Annotated in this window: 17 protein-coding genes and 1 tRNA gene; 10 read left to right on the forward strand and 8 right to left on the reverse strand. The window is 63.4% G+C overall.

All coding sequences use genetic code 11. The features are described from left to right. Nucleotides 1-55: 55 nt before the first annotated feature. The 6 genes from ACDA63_RS18235 to mutM all read right to left on the reverse strand — a co-directional run bounded on the left by ACDA63_RS18235 (nt 56) and on the right by mutM (nt 6306). A complete protein-coding gene (locus tag ACDA63_RS18235) occupies nt 56-676 on the reverse strand; it encodes a lysophospholipid acyltransferase family protein (RefSeq protein WP_373664721.1) in 621 nt (206 codons plus the stop codon). A gap of 159 nt (nt 677-835) precedes the next feature. Next, a complete protein-coding gene (locus ACDA63_RS18240) occupies nt 836-1585 on the reverse strand; it encodes an amino acid ABC transporter ATP-binding protein (protein WP_373664745.1) in 750 nt (249 codons plus the stop codon). A 7-nt stretch (nt 1586-1592) separates the two neighbouring features. After that, nucleotides 1593-2246, reverse strand: coding sequence for an amino acid ABC transporter permease (locus ACDA63_RS18245; RefSeq protein WP_373664722.1), 654 nt, complete (start codon nt 2244-2246; stop codon nt 1593-1595). Nucleotides 2247-2333: 87 nt separating this feature from the next. Continuing rightward, a complete protein-coding gene (locus ACDA63_RS18250) occupies nt 2334-3143 on the reverse strand; it encodes an amino acid ABC transporter substrate-binding protein (protein WP_373664723.1) in 810 nt (269 codons plus the stop codon). Between the two features lie 247 nt (nt 3144-3390). Beyond that, nucleotides 3391-5349, reverse strand: a complete 1959-nt coding sequence (locus tag ACDA63_RS18255; protein WP_373664724.1) for a dynamin family protein — start codon at nt 5347-5349, stop codon at nt 3391-3393. 147 nt (nt 5350-5496) lie between these two features. Continuing rightward, nucleotides 5497-6306 carry a bifunctional DNA-formamidopyrimidine glycosylase/DNA-(apurinic or apyrimidinic site) lyase gene (gene mutM / locus ACDA63_RS18260; RefSeq protein WP_373664746.1) on the reverse strand — a complete coding sequence of 270 codons (810 nt, stop codon included), beginning with the start codon at nt 6304-6306 and terminating at the stop codon, nt 5497-5499. 164 nt (nt 6307-6470) lie between these two features. Here mutM and ACDA63_RS18265 point away from each other — a divergent pair, with 164 nt between their 5' ends. The 9 genes from ACDA63_RS18265 (at nt 6471) to ACDA63_RS18305 (ending at nt 14059) form a co-directional block, all read left to right on the forward strand. Further along, nucleotides 6471-8195, forward strand: coding sequence for a tetratricopeptide repeat protein (locus ACDA63_RS18265; protein ID WP_373664725.1), 1725 nt, complete (start codon nt 6471-6473; stop codon nt 8193-8195). 11 nt (nt 8196-8206) lie between these two features. Continuing rightward, nucleotides 8207-8779 (forward strand): lipoprotein insertase outer membrane protein LolB, encoded by a 573-nt coding sequence (gene lolB, locus ACDA63_RS18270; protein WP_373664726.1) that lies wholly within the window; start codon nt 8207-8209, stop codon nt 8777-8779. Then, nucleotides 8776-9666 carry a 4-(cytidine 5'-diphospho)-2-C-methyl-D-erythritol kinase gene (ispE, locus tag ACDA63_RS18275; RefSeq protein ID WP_373664727.1) on the forward strand — a complete coding sequence of 297 codons (891 nt, stop codon included), beginning with the start codon at nt 8776-8778 and terminating at the stop codon, nt 9664-9666. The genes lolB and ispE overlap by 4 nt, the downstream gene beginning before the upstream one ends. Before the next feature lie 66 nt (nt 9667-9732). Next, nucleotides 9733-9809 (forward strand) — tRNA-Gln (locus ACDA63_RS18280). 80 nt (nt 9810-9889) lie between these two features. Next, entirely contained in the window at nt 9890-10846 is a 957-nt protein-coding gene (locus tag ACDA63_RS18285; RefSeq protein WP_373664728.1) for a ribose-phosphate pyrophosphokinase, read from the forward strand. 108 nt (nt 10847-10954) lie between these two features. Further along, nucleotides 10955-11572 carry a 50S ribosomal protein L25/general stress protein Ctc gene (locus ACDA63_RS18290; RefSeq protein ID WP_373664729.1) on the forward strand — a complete coding sequence of 206 codons (618 nt, stop codon included), beginning with the start codon at nt 10955-10957 and terminating at the stop codon, nt 11570-11572. A gap of 39 nt (nt 11573-11611) precedes the next feature. Then, the gene (pth, locus tag ACDA63_RS18295) at nt 11612-12202 is read left to right on the forward strand and encodes an aminoacyl-tRNA hydrolase (protein ID WP_373664730.1); all 591 of its coding nucleotides are present in this window, start codon (nt 11612-11614) and stop codon (nt 12200-12202) included. A gap of 10 nt (nt 12203-12212) precedes the next feature. Next, a complete protein-coding gene (gene ychF / locus ACDA63_RS18300) occupies nt 12213-13304 on the forward strand; it encodes a redox-regulated ATPase YchF (protein ID WP_373664731.1) in 1092 nt (363 codons plus the stop codon). Nucleotides 13305-13462: 158 nt separating this feature from the next. Beyond that, the gene (locus tag ACDA63_RS18305; RefSeq protein WP_373664732.1) at nt 13463-14059 is read left to right on the forward strand and encodes a YigZ family protein; all 597 of its coding nucleotides are present in this window, start codon (nt 13463-13465) and stop codon (nt 14057-14059) included. 119 nt (nt 14060-14178) lie between these two features. On the opposite strand, the gene ACDA63_RS18310 is transcribed toward ACDA63_RS18305, so the two are convergent. Together ACDA63_RS18310 and ACDA63_RS18315 are read right to left on the reverse strand one after the other, a co-directional pair. Next, entirely contained in the window at nt 14179-15381 is a 1203-nt protein-coding gene (locus tag ACDA63_RS18310) for an ammonium transporter (protein WP_373664733.1), read from the reverse strand. Nucleotides 15382-15664: 283 nt separating this feature from the next. Continuing rightward, entirely contained in the window at nt 15665-16663 is a 999-nt protein-coding gene (locus ACDA63_RS18315; RefSeq protein ID WP_373664734.1) for an aminoglycoside phosphotransferase family protein, read from the reverse strand. 167 nt (nt 16664-16830) lie between these two features. Between ACDA63_RS18315 and ACDA63_RS18320 the strand changes: the two genes are divergently transcribed. Next, the gene (locus tag ACDA63_RS18320) at nt 16831-19206 is read left to right on the forward strand and encodes an LPS-assembly protein LptD (RefSeq protein WP_373664735.1); all 2376 of its coding nucleotides are present in this window, start codon (nt 16831-16833) and stop codon (nt 19204-19206) included. The last annotated feature ends 28 nt before the right edge of the window (nt 19207-19234 follow it).

The raw sequence follows: 19234 nt of genomic DNA on the forward strand, positions 1-19234 counted from the left end.
AGCGTGATGTGACGCGTGGTGATGGCGTCGCCACCGAAAATCGCAAACGGCAGGGTCATGCTGGCGTCAGGGCGAGGTCGATGATCGATTGCCGCGCGCGCGACAGAAAGTCGCCTTTGTCTTCACCCGAGATGAGGCCGACGGCTGCGCCGAAGGTGATCGTGCAGATCAGCGGTAGCGGAATCAGTTCGCCTTTGGGCATCACGCGGTTGAGGTTTTCGATGCGGACGGGCACCAATTCAACCTGTGGGCATTGCTGCGCCAGATGGTAGAGCCCGCTTTTGAACGGCAGCATTTCCGGTTCGGCGTTGCGCGTGCCTTCGGGGAAGAAGATGAGCGAGTCGCCTTGCTCCAGCGCCGCGACGACGGGTGCGAGCGGATCGACGCCTTCTTCGCGGCCACGGCGCTCGATGAGCACCCCACGAAAGACCTTCCGGATGAGATAGCGGCGGACGGCAGAGGCGTTCCAGTAGTCGGCGCCCGCCACGGGGCGCGTACGCCATCGCTGTCGGGCAGGCAACATCGCCCACAGCAACAGAAAGTCGAGATGGCTGGAGTGGTTGGCGAAGTAGATGCGTTGGCCGTCGCTGGGCGTGCGTTCATTCCAGCGCACCTGCGCGCCGGTCACGACACGAGCAAGGAGGATCAACAGGTAAGCGACGGCGCGAGAGGTCAAAACGGTCAGACTTTTGGAAGGTCAACGTCGGCGTTTGAGTAAGCTCGCCGAAACATGCGATGTTCCACGACGGGCTCGATCGGCGCTTGATGCGCGTCAGTGGCCGCGTCCGGGCCAGGCGCGCTGCACGCTTGTTTGCAATGCAGCGCAACCGGCTCATCAGAGCATGTGATCGAGAAACGCGCGCGTGCGCGGGTGCTGTGGGTTGGAGAACATGTCGGCGGGCGTGCCGCTTTCGACGATCTCGCCTCCGTCCATGAACACCGTGCGTGTCGATACGTCGCGCGCAAAGGCCATCTCGTGCGTCACGACGAGCATGGTCATGCGCTCTTCGGCCAGTTCGCGCATGGTGCGCAGCACTTCGCCGGTGAGTTCCGGATCGAGTGCGGAGGTGGGTTCATCGAACAGCATGATGTCCGGTTCCATGGCCAGCGCGCGGGCGATCGCCACGCGTTGTTTCTGGCCGCCCGACAGGCGCGATGGGTAGTTGTCGCGTTTTTCCAGCAGGCCGACCTTGCGCAGCAGTTCTTCGGCCTTGGGCACGATTTCGTCGCGCGCCATGCCCTTCACGGTGATCGGTGCTTCGATGATGTTCTGCAGCACCGTGAGGTGCGGGAACAGATTGAACTGCTGGAACACCATGCCCATCTTGCGGCAGATGCGGCGCACTTCATCTTCGGTCGCGTAATGCGCGCCCTTGGCGTCGGTCGACGCGAGTGTTTCGCCTTCGATGTCGATGTGGCCGCGGTCGATGGTCTCGAGGTGGTTCAGGCAGCGCAGGAAAGTGCTCTTGCCGGAGCCTGAACGGCCGATGATGGCGATCACGTCGCCCTTGCCGACTTCGAGTGAGACGCCCTTGAGCACTTCGGTGTGGCCGAAGCGCTTGTGGATGTCACGGGCGCTGATCATGGCGGCGCTATTCGTCATGGACGGCATATTTCTTTTCCAGGCGCTGGAAGCCGATGGTCAATACCAGCGTCATCGCAAGGTAGAAGACGGCGGCGACGAGGAACGGGCTGGTGGTGAAGTCGCGCTGCACGATCCCGCGCGCGGCGCGCAGCAGGTCGTTCATGGCCAGCACGTAGATGAGCGAGGTGTCCTTCACCAGGGTGATGGTCTCGTTGCTGAACGGCGGCAGGATGCGCCGCGTCATCTGCGGCAGGATGATCCGGCGCATGGTCTGTCCGTACGACAGGCCGAGCACCTTGGCCGCTTCGTACTGGCCCCGGTCGATGGACTGGATGCCGGCGCGGAAGATCTCCGCGAAGTACGCCGCGTAGTTGAGCGAGAAGGCGACGATGGCCGCCGGAAAGTCCGGCAGGCGAATGCCGATGATCGGCACAAAGGGCAGGGCGAAGTAGATGAACAGCATCTGCAGCATGAGCGGCGTGCCGCGCATGAGCCAGATGTAGCCATTGACCAGCGTGCTGGCAGTGCGCGAGCGCGAGATGCGGATCAGCGCCAGCGCCAGGCCCAGCGGCACCGAGAGTGCCAGCGTGACGAAGAACATCTTGAGCGTCACGCCAGCGCCTTCGATCAGCGGGCCGAGGATCGAAATCAGGTAATCCATGTTGCCGCCCTCAGCGGCGACGCGGCCCACAAGGGGCCGCGCGAGCAGGGTTGTCGGGGTACGCCGCCGAAGCGGCGGTGCTGCCTGTTATTTGACGACGTCCTTGCCGAACCAGGTCGTCGAGATCTTGGCGGCGCTGCCGTCCTGCTTCATCTTGTCCATCGCCTCGTCCAGCTTGCCGAGCAGAGCGGTGTCTTCCTTGCGCACGCCGACGCCGTATTCTTCGGTGCCGAAGTTGTCGTCCAGCACGATGTAGTCGCCCGGCTTCTTGGCCGTGTAGTAGCGGCCGACGACTTCATCCACCACGATGGCGTCCAGGCGGCCCGCGGTCAGGTCGAGCAGGGCGGTGACGTTGTCGCCGAACTTCTTGAATTCCTTGAGCGACTTGAGCGTGGCGTCGTCTTTCTCGACGGCCTCGACCGCGCTACTGCCTTCTTGCACGCCGACGACCTTGCCGGCCAGATCGGCCTTGGTCTTGATGGGCGAGCCGGCGCGCACGACGATGATCTGGTGGTTTTCCAGGTACGGCTTGGAGAAACCGATGTTCTGCTTGCGCTGTTCGGTGATCGTCAGACCATTCCACAGCACATCGACGCGCTTGCCGTTGAGTTCGGCTTCCTTGGCGTTCCAGTCGATGGGCTTGAACTCGACTTCCACGCCGAGGTGCTTGGCGGCCTCGCGGGCCAGGTCGATATCAAAGCCGACCAGTTCGTTCTTCTCGTCGCGGAAGCCCATCGGCGGGAAGTTGTCGTCGAGGCCAACGACGATCTTGCTGGGCAGGGCCGAGGCGGCGGGCGCTTCGGTGGTCGGGGCGGGCGCATCTTCTTTCTTGCCGCAGGCGGCGAGAACGGCGACGGCGGCGAGCGCCAGCATCCAGGCGGACAGAGGTTTCTTCATGACGATCTTTTCCTGAGCAAACGAGGTCGTAGAGTCCGGCGCTAGCGGCGTCGGCGTTTCTGGGCCAAAACCCTCGCAGCCTAGCCGATTGCCGGGGCCGGCATCTGGACTACATCAGCTTTCTTGTTCGTATTGCGAAATTTCTTAGGAGCTGCCGGACAGCGACAAAGCCGCCGACGGCGCGTGATTGTCCCACAGGCAGGGGTGGGCCGGCGAATACCGGCCCGGGATGGGTTCTACGGGGTGTTCAGGCCGCCAGATTGGCGGCCACCGGTGCCGCATCGGCCGGCGCGAGCGCGCGTTCGATGGCGCCCTGCATGCCGCGCAGTTCTTCGAGTTGGCGCAGCAGCACGGTTTCGTGCTGGTTGAGTTCGTCGATGCGCTCTTCCAGCGTGCCGGTCGCTTCATACACGCGTTTGACGCTCTCCAGTCGGCGCTTGAGCTGCAACTGGTATTCGCGCACCTGCGTTTCCAGCGGTGCCATCACCGCGCGCAGCCATTGTTCGACGTCGCGGTTGGCGATTTCGAACGTGCGGCGGGCTTCGGTGGCGATGGTCTCGAAGAAGCGCTGCGTGACTGTGCCTTTCCACTGCGTGATCATCGTGCCCACGCTGTTGAGTTGGTCGTTGAAGGCCGTTTCGAGCTTGGTGATCTCGCGCTGGTAGCGGAAAGTCGAAAAGCTCGTCGGCGGCGCCAGTTTCAGTCCGTGCTCGACCGACAGGCGCTTGTACATGGCGTCGAGCATGGTGGTGATCTCCGTGACCTCCTGCGAAGATTTCAGCAGGTTGCCGCGCAATGTGTCGAAGAACTCGACCATGGCGCCGCGCAGATCGCGCGAGAAGTTGGCATCGAGCATGGCTTCGCGCGTGCGACGGGTTTCCACCCGCACGGCGTCCAGGCCGATATGGGCCAGCAACTTGTTCGACAGGTTCGTAAACACGCTGCGCACGGCGTGGTACTTCTGCAGGCCCTGTTCGAATTCCTCTTTTTCCGTGCGGACCTTGCGCATCATGTATTCGATGACGCTCTGGTTCTTGCCGCGCAGGTCCGACATTTCGCGCAGTTGCTCATGCAGGCCCGACAGGCGCGCCTCGAGAAGTTCGACCACGCGGCCGACGATTTCGCTGGCTTCGCTCAGTGCGGATTCGGTCAGGATCTGCTGGCGCGCGGGCAGCAGTTCATGGCTGAGCGCGTGTTCCAGATTTTCGATGCGCGAACGGTCGAGCAGCGCCTGGTCGTGATTGACCTTGGCCAGCAGCGCCTTTTGCGCGGAAACCGGAAAGACCTGCCGCGGTTCGATACCAAGCGTTTCGGCGACCGAACTCACTTGCCGGTTGATTTCGCTTTCGATGGTGGTATCGGAGCGAAGGCCATCCCACAGGCCGTCGATCTTGTTGAGCACCACCATGCGGCCGCGCCTCTGAGTGCGGCCGGTGTTGACCTGATTGTTCCAAACCGCGAGATCGCTTTGCGTGACGCCCGTATCGGCGGCCAGCACGAACAGCAGTGCGTGCGCGCTGGGAAGCAGCGACAGCGTCAGTTCGGGCTCGGAGCCGATGGCGTTGAGCCCCGGCGTATCGACGATCACCAGCCCCTGTTCGAGCAGCGGGTGCGGAAACTGGATGATGGCGTGGCGCCAGCGGGCGACTTCGACCTGCCCGTCGGCGTCCGGGCGGGCGCCGGCCATGCCGGTGTCGTCCACCACGAAGCCGAGGCGCTCGGCTTCCGCACGCGGCACGCGCAGGGTTTCGCTCACGCGGCGGAGCGCGCGTTCGACGCTGCCGGCATCGCGCACGTCGAAGGGTTCAAACACCCATTCGGCTGGCGCACGGCGCAGGTCGTTCATGCTTTCGCGGCGCGCGCGCGTGTCGATGGGCAGCAGGCGCACGCCGGGCGTCTGGCCGCTTTCCCATTGCAGTTCGGTCGGGCACATGGTGGTGCGGCCGGCCGATGAAGGCAGCACGCGCTTGCCGTACTCGGCAAAGAAAATGGCGTTGATCAGCTCGGATTTGCCACGCGAGAACTCGGCGACGAAAGCCACTACGAGCTTGTCTTCACGCAGGCGGTCGAGCAAGTGCTGCAGACGCAGGTCCGATTGGGCGTCGCCGACTTCCGTTTCGGTCAGCCACGAACGCAGGTGCTGGATCGCGCCCGAAACGTTGGAGCGCCAAGCGGCATAGGCGGAAAAGCGATCGATAAGGGACATGGCTGGGCCGGATTCCTGGGCGCGAGACAAGAAGGATCAGTATCTTCTGGTGGCAAGAATATCGGTATTCCGATCATCGCCGTCGAACCTGCCCGCGGACCGTTACGGGCGGGCGGTTTTTGATGATGGGCGGGTCGGAATGTGCCGTCAGCGCTGGCAGGAGGGGCAATAGAAGGTCGATCGCTGCCCCATGACGAGACGCCGGATTTCGCGCCCGCACACGCGGCAAGCCTCGCCTTCCCGGCCGTAGGCGAAATATTGCTGCTGGAAGTAGCCGCGCGAGCCGTCGCTGGCGACGAAATCGCGCAAAGTGCTGCCGCCTGCGGCCAGCGCGTCGGTCAGCGTTGCCTTGATCTCACCGGCGAGCCGTGTGCAGCGTTCGCGCGACAGGCGGCCTGCGGGCGTTTTCGGATTGATGCGTGCGCGGAACAGGCTTTCGGAGGCGTAGATGTTGCCGACGCCCACCACCACGGCGGCGTCCATGATGAATAGCTTGATCGGCGTCCTGCGGCCCCGGCTGGCGCGATAGAGGTATTCGCCGTCGAAGTCGCCGGTCAGCGGCTCGACACCGAGCCCACCGAGCAAGGGATGGTCGTCGCCGGCGGGCAGCCACAGCATCGCGCCGAAGCGTCGCGGATCGTGATAGCGCAATACCTGCGCGCCGAAGACGATGTCTACGTGATCGTGCAGGCGCAGGGGCGTGTCGGCAGGCAGAACGCGCAGGGTACCGGTCATACCCAGGTGGACGATGAGCGTCCCGGCCGCCGTTTCCACCAGCAGATATTTGGCGCGCCGTCCGAAACGCACCGCCACCTGCCCGCGCAGCCATCCTGAGAGGCCGGCCGGCACGGGATAGCGCAGGCTGCCATTGCGCACCACCACGTCGGTGATGGTCGCGCCGGTCAGCAGTTCGGCGATGCCGCGGCGTGTGACTTCGACTTCGGGTAGTTCGGGCATGTATGGAGATAAACGGGAATAATCGACCTGCCGCTTGCTGTTACCATCGGCGGACATATTCTAGGGCCGTTCCTTTGTGGGTGACCGTGCGCTGCGCGGCCATTGGTCGGGGAACGGCTGCGCATCCAGATACTCCAACCCCGGGTCACCTTCGAGATAACAATATGCCCAACATTGCGCGCCTGACAAAGTCGATCATTGCCGCAGCCACCTGTGCGATCGCAACATCGGCGACGCTGGCGGCGGATCCTCCCAAGGCGAAGGAGCTCGCCGCTTCGACGACCTCCGGCCCGGCCAAGGAACTCACCGGCCAGTACGTATATGAGTTGATGCTCGCCGAAATCGCTGCCGCGCGCGGTGAATACCAGTTGGCGTCGGCGGCCTACGTTGATCTGGCTCGCCGCACGCAGGACGCTCGCATCGCACGCCGCGCCACCGAAATCTCATTGATGGGCCAGCAATTGCAGCAGGCCGGCGAAGCCGCCCGCCTGTGGGTGCAGGCTGAGCCCGATTCCGTTCCTGCCTTGCAGACGCTGGCTGTCGTGCTGGCCAATGGTGCCGGCTCGGTCACTGAACTCGAAGCGCCGGTAGCGCGCCTGCTCGCCTCGGGTTCCGCTCCGCTGGACTCCATGCTCATGCAACTGCCGCGCCTGTATGGACGGTATCCCGACAAGGCCGCCGTCGCAGCATCGATCGAGCGGCTCACCCAGCCTTACATCAACATGCCGGAAGCGCACTTCGCGCGCGCCGTCGCCTACGGTGGTGCGCAAGACAACACGCGCGCCCAGGCCGAGGCTGCCGAGGCGCTGCGCCTGCGCCCGGATTGGGAAGCCGCCGCCTTGCTGCGCGCGCAGTCGGCCCCGAAAGAACAGCAGGCCGAGGCCATGGCGCAGCTCAACGAGTTCGCCAAGCGCAACCCGACAGCTCGTGAATCGCGCGTCCTGTATGCCCGTTGGCTGGTGTCCGAAAAGCGCTTCGACGAAGCGCGCGCCGCTTATGCCGATCTGAAAAAAAGCTTCCCGGACGACGACGACATCGCCTACGTGGTCGTGGCGCTGGCCGTGCAGAGCGACGACTACGATACCGCCGAGCGCGAACTGCAGCGCCTCATCGACCGCAAGTACCGCGACCCCGACCTGTTGCGCCTGCAACTTGGCCAGGTCTATGAAGAGGCCGGCAACCCGGCCAGGGCCGTCGAGCAATACCGCCAGGTGGGAGAAGGGCAGCACTACGCGCCGGCGCAGGCGCGCATGGCGATGGTCATGGCCAAGAGTGGCGACGTGGCGGGCGCTCGCGCCCTGCTCGAAAAGGCCGCCGCCGCGGGCGACGAGGAAGAATCCGCTGCCTATCAGATGGCTGAGTCGCAGATGTTGCGCGACATGGGGCAGACCGCCGAGGCACAGAAGGTCATGGAGAGTCTGCTCGCCAAGCAGCCGGACAACCCGGAAGCCCTCTATGAATCGGCCATGCTGGATGATCGCCTCAAGAACTACGAGGGCATGGAGAAGAAACTGCGCCGGCTCATCGAACTCAAGCCCGATTATGCGCACGCCTACAATGCGCTGGGCTACTCGTTCGTCGATCGCAACGTGCGGCTGACGGAAGCCGATCAGCTGCTCACCAAGGCCATCGGTCTGGCGCCCGAGGATGCCGCCATCATGGACAGCGTCGGCTGGCTGCGCTACCGCAAGGGCGATCTGCCCGGTGCGCTGGACATGCTCCAGCGGGCCTACGCAAAGCTCCAGGACGCTGAAGTGGCCGCCCACCTGGGCGAAGTGCAGTGGAAGATGGGGCACAAGGATGACGCCCGCGCGACCTGGGAAGGCGCGCTCAAGACCGCGCCGGACAGCCCTGCGCTGCGCGAGACGATCAAGCGCCTGACGCAGTAGAATCTGCGCCCATGCGCAAATTCTTCTGCTCGATCATCCTGCCGGCGCTGCTGGCTGCTTGTGCCAGCACCGGCACGCCGCCCACTCCGAAGGAGATTCCGCCCCGCCCCGCCCGGGAGGACATCACGTCCTTCATCTTCGACGGCCGCGCCGTCGTCCGGCAGGGGCAGAAGGCTGACACGATGCGTATCTCGTGGCAGCACAGTCCGGCCGAAGATGACATTGGCTTCGCCAATCCGCTGGGCCATGTGATGGCCGAACTGCAGCGCGATTCGACGGGCGCCCGCTGGACGACTTCCGACGGCGAGCGCTACGAAGCGCGCAATCCCGACATGCTCATTGCACGGCTGACCGACGCGCCCGTACCGATCGACGCGCTGGCGCTATGGGTAACGGGCCGCGTGCGTGCGGACGCCGCCGTGCAGCGCGACGACCTCGGCCGCATCGTGCAGGCCAACGACGGTGGCTGGCTGTTGTCGATCCAGAGCTACGAAAACGAAATGCCCAACGCAATGCCGAGCGTGCTCGACGTGCGTCGCGGCACGCTGCAGATCCGCCTGGCCATCGAGGTCTGGCAGCTTTGAGCGCGCCCGCGCTGCGTTGTCCGGCGCCCGCCAAGATCAATCTGTTCCTGCACGTCACCGGCCGCCGGCCGGATGGGTATCACACGCTGGAAACCGCTTTCCGTCTGCTCGATCATGGCGATGACATCGTCCTGACGCTGCGAGAAGACGGTCGCATCGAACGCACGACCGACATCGAAGGCGTATCCGCCGAACAGGATCTCGTCGTGCGCGCAGCTCGCCTCCTGCAGGACAAGACCGGTTGCCGCCTGGGTGTGGACATTGCCGTCACCAAACGTTTGCCCATGGGCGGGGGGCTCGGCGGCGGCAGTTCGGATGCCGCCAGCGTGCTGCTGGGGCTCAACCGCCTGTGGAATCTCGACCTGTCGCGCGCCACGCTGCAGGATTGGGCGCTCACGCTCGGTGCCGACGTCCCGTTCTTCGTATTCGGCCGCACCGCGCTGGCCGGTGGCGTGGGCGAAGCGCTGTCCGCCGTCGAGGCTCCGCCGGCCTGGTACGTTGTCGTCAAACCGCCGGTCTCAGTGCCGACCCCGTTAATTTTTTCGTCGAAGGATTTGACTCGGGACACTGAAGCGGCCATAATGCCGGGCTTCGCAGCACAGGCAGTCTTTGAAAGATTGTCCCGTGTTGGGCGGAACGATCTGCAGCCTGTGGCGTGCAAATTGTTCCCGCCGGTTCAGCAGGCGATTGATGCCTTGCTGGCAGCGAGCGCGGGTTTGAGCCTCCAGGGCGAAGTCCGCATGAGTGGTTCGGGGGCCTGCGTATTCGCGGCTTTCGAGACTCAGAGTGATGCGCAGGCCGTGGCAGATTCGCTCACTGCACACTGGCAAGTGTTCGTCGCCCGCTCGCTCGATGTTCATCCGCTGCACGATCTTGTGCGGGCTTGAACGGAACGATAGAATTGAGAGATTCGCCAAAAGTGCAGTACGGTGAATCTCAGCACAGCTTTCTGCTGGGGAGTCGCCAAGTTGGTCAAGGCACCGGATTTTGATTCCGGCATTCGAAGGTTCGAATCCTTCTTCCCCAGCCAAAAATAATCGGGCAGACCGTCTCATCGAGGCGGGCTGCCCGAATGCTTTCAGCACTAGCACGACGGCGTGAGGCACCCCGATGGCATACCGCAGCCTGATGGTTTTTACCGGCAACGCAAACCCCAAGCTTGCCGCGGACGTGGTCAAGAGACTCGGCATTTCGATCGGGTCCGCTACCGTAGGGCGCTTCTCTGATGGTGAGGTGAACGTCGAACTGCTCGAGAACGTACGCGGCAAGGACGTCTTTGTCCTGCAACCGACCTGCGTTCCGACCAACGACAACCTCATGGAGTTGATGATCATGGTCGACGCGCTCAAGCGCGCATCGGCCGGCCGCATCACCGCTGCCATTCCTTACTTCGGCTACGCCCGCCAGGACCGCCGTCCCCGCTCTGCCCGCGTCCCCATCACCGCCAAGGTCGTCGCCAACATGCTGCAGGCCGTGGGCGTGCAACGCGTGCTGACCGTCGATCTGCATGCCGACCAGATCCAGGGCTTCTTCGATATCCCGGTCGACAACATCTACGCCACGCCCCTGCTGCTGGATTACCTGCGCAAGGTCGAGCCGCTGGAAGACCTCACCGTGGTCTCGCCGGATATCGGCGGCGTGGTGCGTGCCCGCGCGGTCGCCAAGCAACTCGAATGTGATCTGGCGATCATCGACAAGCGTCGTCCCAAGGCCAACGTCTCCGAAGTGATGAACATCATCGGCGACATCCAGGGCCGCACCTGCGTCATCGTCGATGACATCGTCGATACCGCCGGCACGCTGTGCAAGGCCGCGCAGGCATTGAAGGAAAAAGGCGCCAAGCGCGTCGTCGCCTACATCACCCACGCGGTGCTGTCGGGCGCGGCGATCTCGCGTATCAGCGAGTCGGAGCTCGATCAGGTGGTCGTCACCGACACTATCCCGCTGCGCGAAGAAGGCCGCAATTGCGGCAAGATCAAGCAGGTGTCCATCGGCTCATTGCTGGCCGACACCATGCTGCGCATCAGCAATGAAGAATCCGTGAGTTCGCTGTTCCGCGACGAGTAATCGCGCAGCGCCCTTGCAAGACAGTTTCGTGGCGGCGGGTAACCGCCGCTGCATTTGGAAGGCTCTCAGTCTGGTCGCGGACGAGAGCCATAATTTTGGAGAGTAACCATGCAATTCACGTTCAAGGCTACCAAGCGCGCTGAACAGGGTACGGGTGCGAGCCGCCGCCTGCGTCGCGCTGGCGTCATCCCGGCAATCGTCTACGGTCAGGACAAGGACGCCGTCCAGATTTCTCTGGATCACAACGAACTGTTCCACCTGCTGCGCAACGAGAAGTTCCACTCGTCCGTGCTGAGCATCGACGTCGAAGGCACGAACGAAACCGTCATTCTGCGCAACACGCAATGGCACCCGTTCCGCCAGATCGTCCTGCACCTGGATTTCCAGCGCGTCGATCCGAACCAGAAGCTGCACATCAAGGTGCCGCTGCACTTCATCAACGCCGACATCGCTCCGGGCGTGAAGCTGCAAAGCGGTATCGTGTCGCACGTCATGAACGAAGTCGAAGTGCAGTGCCTGCCCGGCAACCTGCCCGAGTTCATCGAAGTCGACCTGAAGGACCTGGCTGCCGGTCACTCGCTGCATGCCTCGCAGTTGGCTCTGCCGGCTGGCGTTGAGCTGGTCGCGCACGGTGAAACCGACCCGGTCGTGGCAACCATCACCATTCCGCGTGGCGTCGCCGCCGCCGAAGGTGAGGCTGCAGCCGCTGCGCCCGCTGCCGAGTAATACGGCTACATCGATGATCAGGGTTCCGAGCGGGCCCGTATGACGCAGCCCGCACCCAAGCTCATCGTCGGTCTCGGCAACCCCGGGGCCGAATACACCAAGACCCGGCACAACGCCGGGTTTTGGTTTTGTGAGTGCCTCGCCCAGGAGCTGGGCGTGTCGCTCCATCCCGAATCCCGATTCCACGGTCTGGCGGGTCGTTCGCGCGAGGCCGACGTGTGGATACTGCTGCCGCAGACCTTCATGAACCGCTCCGGCCAATCGGTGCTGGCGCTGGCGCATTTCTACCGCATCCTGCCGAATGAAATCCTCGTCGTGCATGACGAGCTGGACATTCCTCCGGGGCAATTGCGGCTCAAGTTCGGTGGCGGCCTGGGCGGTCACAACGGCCTCAAGGACATCAGCGCGCGCCTGTCGAGCCATGACTATTGGCGCTTGCGGATTGGCATCGGTCATCCGGGCGATCGCAACGAGGTGGTCAATTACGTGCTCAAGCCGCCGCGTCGCGAAGAGCAGACCGAGATCGACGATTCGATCAACCGCGCGTTGCTCGCGTGGCCCAAGATTGCACGTGGCGATTGGGCCGCAGCGACCCAGCAACTGAATACCAGGCCTCAGGCTCAGAAATAAGGCGAAGATCATGTCCCTCAAGTGCGGCATCGTTGGTTTGCCCAACGTCGGCAAGTCCACTCTCTTCAACGCGTTGACCAAGGCTGGCATTGCGGCCGAGAACTATCCGTTCTGCACGATCGAGCCGAACGTCGGCATCGTCGAAGTGCCCGATCCGCGTCTCGATGCACTGGCGGCCATCGTCAAGCCGCAGAAAGTGCAGCACGCGATCGTCGAATTCGTCGACATCGCAGGCCTGGTGGCCGGCGCTTCGAAGGGCGAAGGCCTGGGCAACCAGTTCCTGGCCAACATCCGCGAGACCGACGCGATCGTGAACGTGGTGCGTTGCTTTGACGACCCGAACGTCATCCACGTGTCGGGCCGCGTCGACCCCATTGCCGACATCGAAACCATCGTCACGGAACTGGCGCTGGCCGATATGGCCGCAGTCGAAAAAGCCATTGCCCGCGATGGGCGCAAGGCCAAGTCCGGCGACAAGGAAGCGCAGAAGTTCGTTGCAGTGCTCGAAAAGCTGCTGCCGCACCTGAACGAAGGCAAGCCGGCGCGCACGATGTCGTTCACCGACGAAGAAAAGGCACTGATCCGTCCGCTGTGCCTCATGACGATCAAGCCGGCGATGTACGTGGGCAACGTGCTCGAAGACGGCTTCGAGAACAATCCGCACCTCGACCGCCTGCGCGAGCACGCCGCCAAGGAAGGCGCCCCTGTCGTGGCCGTGTGCGCCAAGATCGAAGCCGAACTCGCCGATCTCGATGACGAAGACAAGAAGGCCTTCCTTGCCGATCTCGGCCTGGACGAGCCGGGCCTGAACCGTCTCATTCGTGCGGGCTACGACCTTCTTGGCCTGCAGACCTACTTCACCGCGGGCGTGAAGGAAGTGCGCGCCTGGACCATCCACAAGGGCGACACCGCACCGCAGGCCGCTGGCGTGATTCACACCGATTTCGAACGCGGCTTCATTCGCGCGCAGACGATTTCGTACGACGACTTCATCGCATGCAAGGGCGAGCAAGGCGCCAAGGAGGCCGGCAAGATGCGGGCCGAAGGCAAGGAATACGTCGTCAAGGATGGCGACGTGATGAACTTCCTCTTCAACGTCTGATTCTCTCGCGCGACTGCCTGCGCGAAGCTCTGTCAAAAAAAGCAAAAGCCCGCGGCGTGCCGTGGGCTTTTTTCGTTTGTGCGCAGCGTTGATTCTGCCGTTGCGGCGTATTGCTAGAATCCGGTACGTTTCACGGCCGTCCTGCCTGATTTCCGCGCATGCCCCTCACCATCGCCACGCCGGTCCACAGTGAGCTGCTCATCAAGAAGAGCCGGTTCATTGGCTGCGTGCAGCCGGTCGCGGATCGGCCGTCGGCGCAGAAGATCGTTGCCGGACTCTGGAAAGAGCATCCCACTGCCTCGCACGTATGCTGGGCGCTGCTGGCCGGCGGGCAGTCGGCGGCCGTCGATGACGGCGAGCCGAGCGGCACGGCCGGGCGCCCCATGCTCGACGTGTTGCGACACCAGGATCTGGAAGGCGTACTGGCAACGGTGATCCGCTATTACGGCGGCATCATGCTCGGTGCGGGCGGGTTGGTGCGCGCCTACACGGACAGCGTCGCGCAGGCATTGCGTGGCGCACAGAAGATCGCGATCGTTCGGCTTCGCAAATTACGTTGCGAGGCACCCTATGCCTTCGAAGGCACCGTTCGCCGAGCCATCGAGGCTGCGGGCGCGACGCTGTCGGCAGTAGAGCACGGCCAACGCGTGAGCTTGACGATGACAATCGCGGACGATGTGGCCGACCAATTCGTCGGCCGGCTGAATGAGCTGGGGCACGGCGCAATCATCTGGCTCGATTCGCCCACAGGGTAGTCCGGCTGATGACATTGCCGTAACGGCCGCGCTCACCGGCGCGCTACGAGCGCTACGGTGCAATTACAAGGGCGGCGGGCAGTGGCTCCGACGGGAGCCACATGCCGCGTCACGCGCCATCACCAGATGGCTTCCCGCTCCGGCGTCGAACTGATTTTGTGGATGGTGAGGTCGGCGCCTTCGTATTCCTGCTCCGCCGTCAGGCGCAGTCCGCTCATCCACTTAAGCCCGCCATAAACGACCAAGCCTCCGCCAAAGCCGACCGCCACGCCAAGCCCGGTGCCGATCAACTGCGACCATAGCGATACCTCGCCCACGCCGCCGAATGCCGGCTGGCCGAAGATGCCGGCGGCAATGCCGCCCCACGCGCCGCACAGACCATGCAGAGGCCAGACGCCGAGCACATCGTCGATCTTCCAGCGGTTTTGCGTGAGTGTGAATAGATGCACGAACAAGAAGCCCGCCACCACGCCGACCACCAGCGCGCCCAGCGGATGCATGACGTTCGATCCTGCGCACACTGCCACCAGACCGGCCAGCGGTCCGTTATGGACAAAGCCCGGATCGTTGCGTCCCGCAGCCAGTGCGGCCAGCGTGCCGCCGACCATTGCCATGAGCGAATTCACCGCCACCAGTCCACTGATGCCATCGGCCTGCTGCGCACTCATGACATTGAAGCCGAACCAGCCGACCACCAGGATCCACGCACCCAGGGCAAGAAAAGGAATGCTCGACGGCGGATGCGCCGCGATGGCGCCGTCGCGCGAATAACGACCGCGGCGCGGGCCGAGCAGCAGGACCGCTGCCAGCCCGATCCAGCCGCCCATGGCGTGCACCACCACGCTGCCTGCGAAATCATGGAAGGGCGCGCCGAACGTCGCCCTGAGCCAGGCCTGCAGACCGAAGTTGCCGTTCCACGCCAGACCCTCGAAGAAGGGATAGACGAACCCGACCACGATGAAGGTGGCGGCCAGTTGCGGCGAGAAGCGCGCTCGCTCCGCAATGCCGCCCGAAACGATGGCCGGAATGGCGGCGGCGAAGGTCAGCAGGAAGAAGAACTTGACCAGTGCGAAGCCATGGTGCGTTTGCAACTGGCCCGCACCGACGAAGAAATGAACGCCATAGGCGACGCCATAGCCGATGAAGAAATAGGCCAGCGTCGAAACCGCGAAATCGGAAAGGATCTTGACCAGGGCGTTGACCTGATTCTTCTTGCGTACGGTGCCCAGTTCGAGGAATGCGAAGCCGGCGTGCATCGCCAGCACCATGATGGCGCCGAGAAGGACGAAAAGAACGTCGCCGGGAAAGAAAGACTGCTCCACGTTAGCTCCAGAAATGCACAACGGGAGAGCAAAAAGCAAAAGCCGAGCCTGATCGTCTCTGCAAATAAATCAACGAGTTGTATCGCTGGCGGACGCAAGGATGCACCGAACGCGTGCGATGTCAGAATCCGAGCCGCACCAGGCTTGTGCCAAGGCGACCTGCGCGAGGCAGCGATCCGCACGCAATTGGACGCGGCGAGATCAGTGCAGGTGCGCGCACCATTGCAGCAAGAGAAGAGGCGGGCGCGAACGCACCCGCCGCCATGAGACGTCGTTCAGGCGATCAGAAACTGAAGCCTTCGGCCGTGACGGAGGGATCGAGCTTTTCGAGCAACACGGCCAGCGGGCGCAGTTCGTCATAGCGCTGGCATGTCTTGCGCAGGTAGTTCATCACCAATGGCATGTTGGCGAGGTAACCGTCCTTGCCGTCGCGGTGGTAGAGCCGCGCGAAAATGCCGAGCACCTTGATGTGGCGCTGGGCGCCCATGAATTCATAGTCGCGATGGAAGTCGGCGAAGTCCTCGCGGATCGGCAAGCCGATCTGCCTTGCGGCTTGCCAGTAGCGCACCAGCCAGTCGAGTGTCAGCTCTTCGTCCCATTCGACATAGGCATCCTTGAGCAGGGAGACAAGGTCGTAGCTCATCGGTCCGTAGACCGCGTCCTGAAAATCGAGCACGCCGGGGTCCTTGCCTGGCAGGTGCATGAGGTTGCGCGAGTGATAGTCGCGGTGGACGAACACCTTCGGCTCCGCGAGATTGACTTCCAGGATGCGGTCGAAGACTTCGTAGAGCTGCGTGGTTTCCTTCTCGCTCAGCGTCACACCCTTGTGGCGTCCCACGTACCACACGGGAAACAGCTCCAGTTCGCGCATGAGCAGCGCCCGGTCGTACTCCGGCAGCACGCCGGGGCGGCTTGCTGCCTGGATGACGGCCAGCGTGCCGAGCGCTTCGGCGTAGAGCGCGGCGGCGTTGTCGTCGTCGAGCGCCGCGAGGTAGGTGGTCGAGCCCAGGTCCGAGAGCAGCAGGAAGCCTTCTTCCAGATTCTGCGCGTGGACCTTCGGCACGTTGGCGCCTGCTGCGCCGAATAGTTCTGCGACATGGACGAAGGGCCGGCAGTCTTCATGCTCGGGGGGCGCGTCCATCACGATGTAGCTGCTGCCGTCGTCCAGCGTGGCGCGGAAATAGCGGCGGAAACTGGCATCTGCCGATGCCGGCGTCAGTTCAATCCGATGGCCGGGCAGTTGTTGCCCGACCCATTGCTGCAGTCGTTCGATGCGATTCAAGACAGTCTTCCAGTTCGAGGGCGGTGGCTGCGCGGTGGCGGCAGTCGGCGCGCCGGCTTCATGTAGAATCCCGAATCTTATCAAGCCGCCGCCTCGACCCTGCAATCCGCGAGGCGAGCCCCTAACGGGGGGCGGTGGTCGTCAGAACACATCCAATAAAACGCCGCATGCTACCTCGCCCACGTTCCGGCGCAGTCCAGCGATCGCGCGATGGCTCGCGCCGCCTGCAGCCTCGCCTGCTGACCCTGGCCGTGCTCGCCACCCTGAGTTCGGTGAGCAGGGCTGCCGACCCCGCGCCGATGTATGTCGATCCGCGCCTGCTGATCGTCGCGCAGGCCGGTCCGGTCTCTAGCGTGGGCGGCACGGCTTCCGATCGCGCGGCCCCGACCGTGATCGACGCCGACAAATTCGATGGCCGCACCGATGTCGAAGTCCGCGCGACAGGCGATGTACACCTTGAGCGCGGTGCGCTGATCCTCGACAGCGATCGCCTGATCTTCGACCAGATCAGCAACGACGTCACCGCCGAAGGCGATGTGCGTATGCGCCGCGGTGAAGACCGCATCGCCGGTCCGCGTGCACGGATCAACATCGACACCTCATTTGGTGAATTCGAGTCGCCCATTTATGCATTTCAGCGCGCTGACACGTCCGAAGGCGAGGCCGGGACGAGCAAGCGCATGGTCACGGGAGGCGGCGAAGCCGACATCATCCAGCTCGAAGGCGAGAACCAGTATCGCCTCCGCAACGCGACCTACTCGACCTGTCCGGCGCCCAATCCAGCATGGTTCCTGAGAATGCGTGACCTGCGGCTCGACTACGACCGCGACCAGGGCGAGGGCTACGGCACCACGATGGTGTTCAAGGGGGTGCCGATCGCCTACACGCCGTGGATGCAATTCCCGCTCTCGGGCGGGCGCCAGTCCGGGCTGCTGCCGCCGACCTTCGGTAGTACCAGCAATACCGGCCTGGATTTGACGGTTCCGTATTACTTCAACCTGGCGCCGAACTACGACGCCACGTTCGCCCCGCGCTGGATGGGGCGGCGCGGCATGCAGTTGAACGGTGAATTCCGCTACCTCACGCCGAGCTACAACGGCGCGATGCAGCTTGAATACCTGCCGGGCGACCAGATCACGGGAACGACGCGGTCCTTGGTCCAGCTTTCGCACAACCAGGGTTTTGGCAATGGTTTCTCCGGCGCCATCAACTACGCCCGCGTGTCCGACAGCAACTACTTCAACGATCTGTCGACGCGGATCACCTCGACCTCTCAGAGTCGGCTCAATCAGCAGGCCGTCCTCAACTACAACAATGGTTCGTGGTTGTCCGGCGCATTCAACGTTCAGCGGTCGCAGTGGATCAGCGACACGCCCGACTACGATCGTCTGCCGCAATTGACGGCGCGCGCCTTCGTGCCGGACTGGCATGGTTTTGCCCTCACGTTGCCGGCGGACTACACGGCCTTCTCCATCCAGCCCAACACGAACGTCTATAAGCAGGACGAAGGTCGGCGGGCGTTCGTGTATCCGCAGGTGTCCTATACCTTGCAGACTCCGGGTTGGTATGTGACACCCAAGGTCGGCGCTCACATGACGCATTACGATCTGGACCGCAAGAACACCGTGGGGCCGGACTCCCTCGATCGCACCGTGCCGATCTTCTCTGTCGACACGGGCATGACTTTCGAGCGGCCGACGAGTTTCGGCGGCAAGCCCACGACGCAGACGCTGGAGCCGCGCCTGTATTACGTGCGCGTGCCCTATCGCAACCAGGACAACTACCCGGTATTCGATACGGCGCTGGCCGACGTGAGCTTTGCGCAGTTCTTTTCCGAGAACATCTATTCCGGTAACGACCGTATCGCCAACGCCAACCAGCTGACGGCGGCTGTCTCGTCGCGTTTCATCGACGATGGCACCGGCGTTGAATGGATGCGCCTCGCCCTGGCGCAACGCTTTTACTTCGAAGACCAGCGCGTGACGCTGCCGACGGATACGCCGCGCACCAGCCGCCGTTCCGACTGGCTGGCGGCAGCGTCCGGGCGCCTGCACGACAAGGTGTGGCTCGATCTGGCCTACGAATACAATCCGAAGGACAATCGGACCGAGCGGGGCATCGCGGGGGTTCGCTACCAGGCAGACTTCGCCAAGGTCATCTCGGCCAGCTACCGGTACAAATACGGCACCTCGGCCGCCGGCGGCTTTCGTGACATCGACGTCTCGGCGCAGTGGCCATTGCTTGGCAATTGGTATGGCGTCGGGCGCTATAACCGGAACTTGCTCGACCATACGCTGACTGAAGCCATTGCCGGCCTTGAATACAAGGCCGATTGCTGGGTGTTCCGCGGCGTCTGGCAGACCCTGCTGAACAGTTCATCGCAACACAACAACGCCTGGTTCCTGCAGATCGAGTTCAACGGCCTTGCATCGGTGGGTTCCAGTCCTGTGCAGTTGCTCAGACGCAGCATCGGTGGCTATGGCAAGATCAACGACTCGAGTTTTGGTGACCCGGTATTCGGCGGCACTGCCGGGTCGTTCTGAGCGGGGCGGCTGCACGCGCCGCATTTTT

Source organism: Uliginosibacterium sp. sgz301328 (assembly GCF_041807905.1).
Taxonomy (GTDB): Bacteria; Pseudomonadota; Gammaproteobacteria; order Burkholderiales; family Rhodocyclaceae; genus JBGVSA01.

What these genes read in the sequence shown, in the direction of transcription:
- ACDA63_RS18240 (WP_373664745.1), bottom strand. Translation starts at nt 1,585, where the DNA reads ATGATCAGCGCCCGTGACATCCACAAGCGCTTCGGCCACACCGAAGTG.
- ACDA63_RS18245 (WP_373664722.1), bottom strand. Translation starts at nt 2,246, where the DNA reads ATGGATTACCTGATTTCGATCCTCGGCCCGCTGATCGAAGGCGCTGGC.
- ACDA63_RS18250 (WP_373664723.1), bottom strand. Translation starts at nt 3,143, where the DNA reads ATGAAGAAACCTCTGTCCGCCTGGATGCTGGCGCTCGCCGCCGTCGCC.
- ACDA63_RS18255 (WP_373664724.1), bottom strand. Translation starts at nt 5,349, where the DNA reads ATGTCCCTTATCGATCGCTTTTCCGCCTATGCCGCTTGGCGCTCCAAC.
- mutM (WP_373664746.1), bottom strand. Translation starts at nt 6,306, where the DNA reads ATGCCCGAACTACCCGAAGTCGAAGTCACACGCCGCGGCATCGCCGAA.
- ACDA63_RS18265 (WP_373664725.1), top strand. Translation starts at nt 6,471, where the DNA reads ATGCCCAACATTGCGCGCCTGACAAAGTCGATCATTGCCGCAGCCACC.
- lolB (WP_373664726.1), top strand. Translation starts at nt 8,207, where the DNA reads ATGCGCAAATTCTTCTGCTCGATCATCCTGCCGGCGCTGCTGGCTGCT.
- ACDA63_RS18285 (WP_373664728.1), top strand. Translation starts at nt 9,890, where the DNA reads ATGGCATACCGCAGCCTGATGGTTTTTACCGGCAACGCAAACCCCAAG.
- ACDA63_RS18290 (WP_373664729.1), top strand. Translation starts at nt 10,955, where the DNA reads ATGCAATTCACGTTCAAGGCTACCAAGCGCGCTGAACAGGGTACGGGT.
- pth (WP_373664730.1), top strand. Translation starts at nt 11,612, where the DNA reads ATGACGCAGCCCGCACCCAAGCTCATCGTCGGTCTCGGCAACCCCGGG.
- ychF (WP_373664731.1), top strand. Translation starts at nt 12,213, where the DNA reads ATGTCCCTCAAGTGCGGCATCGTTGGTTTGCCCAACGTCGGCAAGTCC.
- ACDA63_RS18305 (WP_373664732.1), top strand. Translation starts at nt 13,463, where the DNA reads ATGCCCCTCACCATCGCCACGCCGGTCCACAGTGAGCTGCTCATCAAG.
- ACDA63_RS18320 (WP_373664735.1), top strand. Translation starts at nt 16,831, where the DNA reads ATGCTACCTCGCCCACGTTCCGGCGCAGTCCAGCGATCGCGCGATGGC.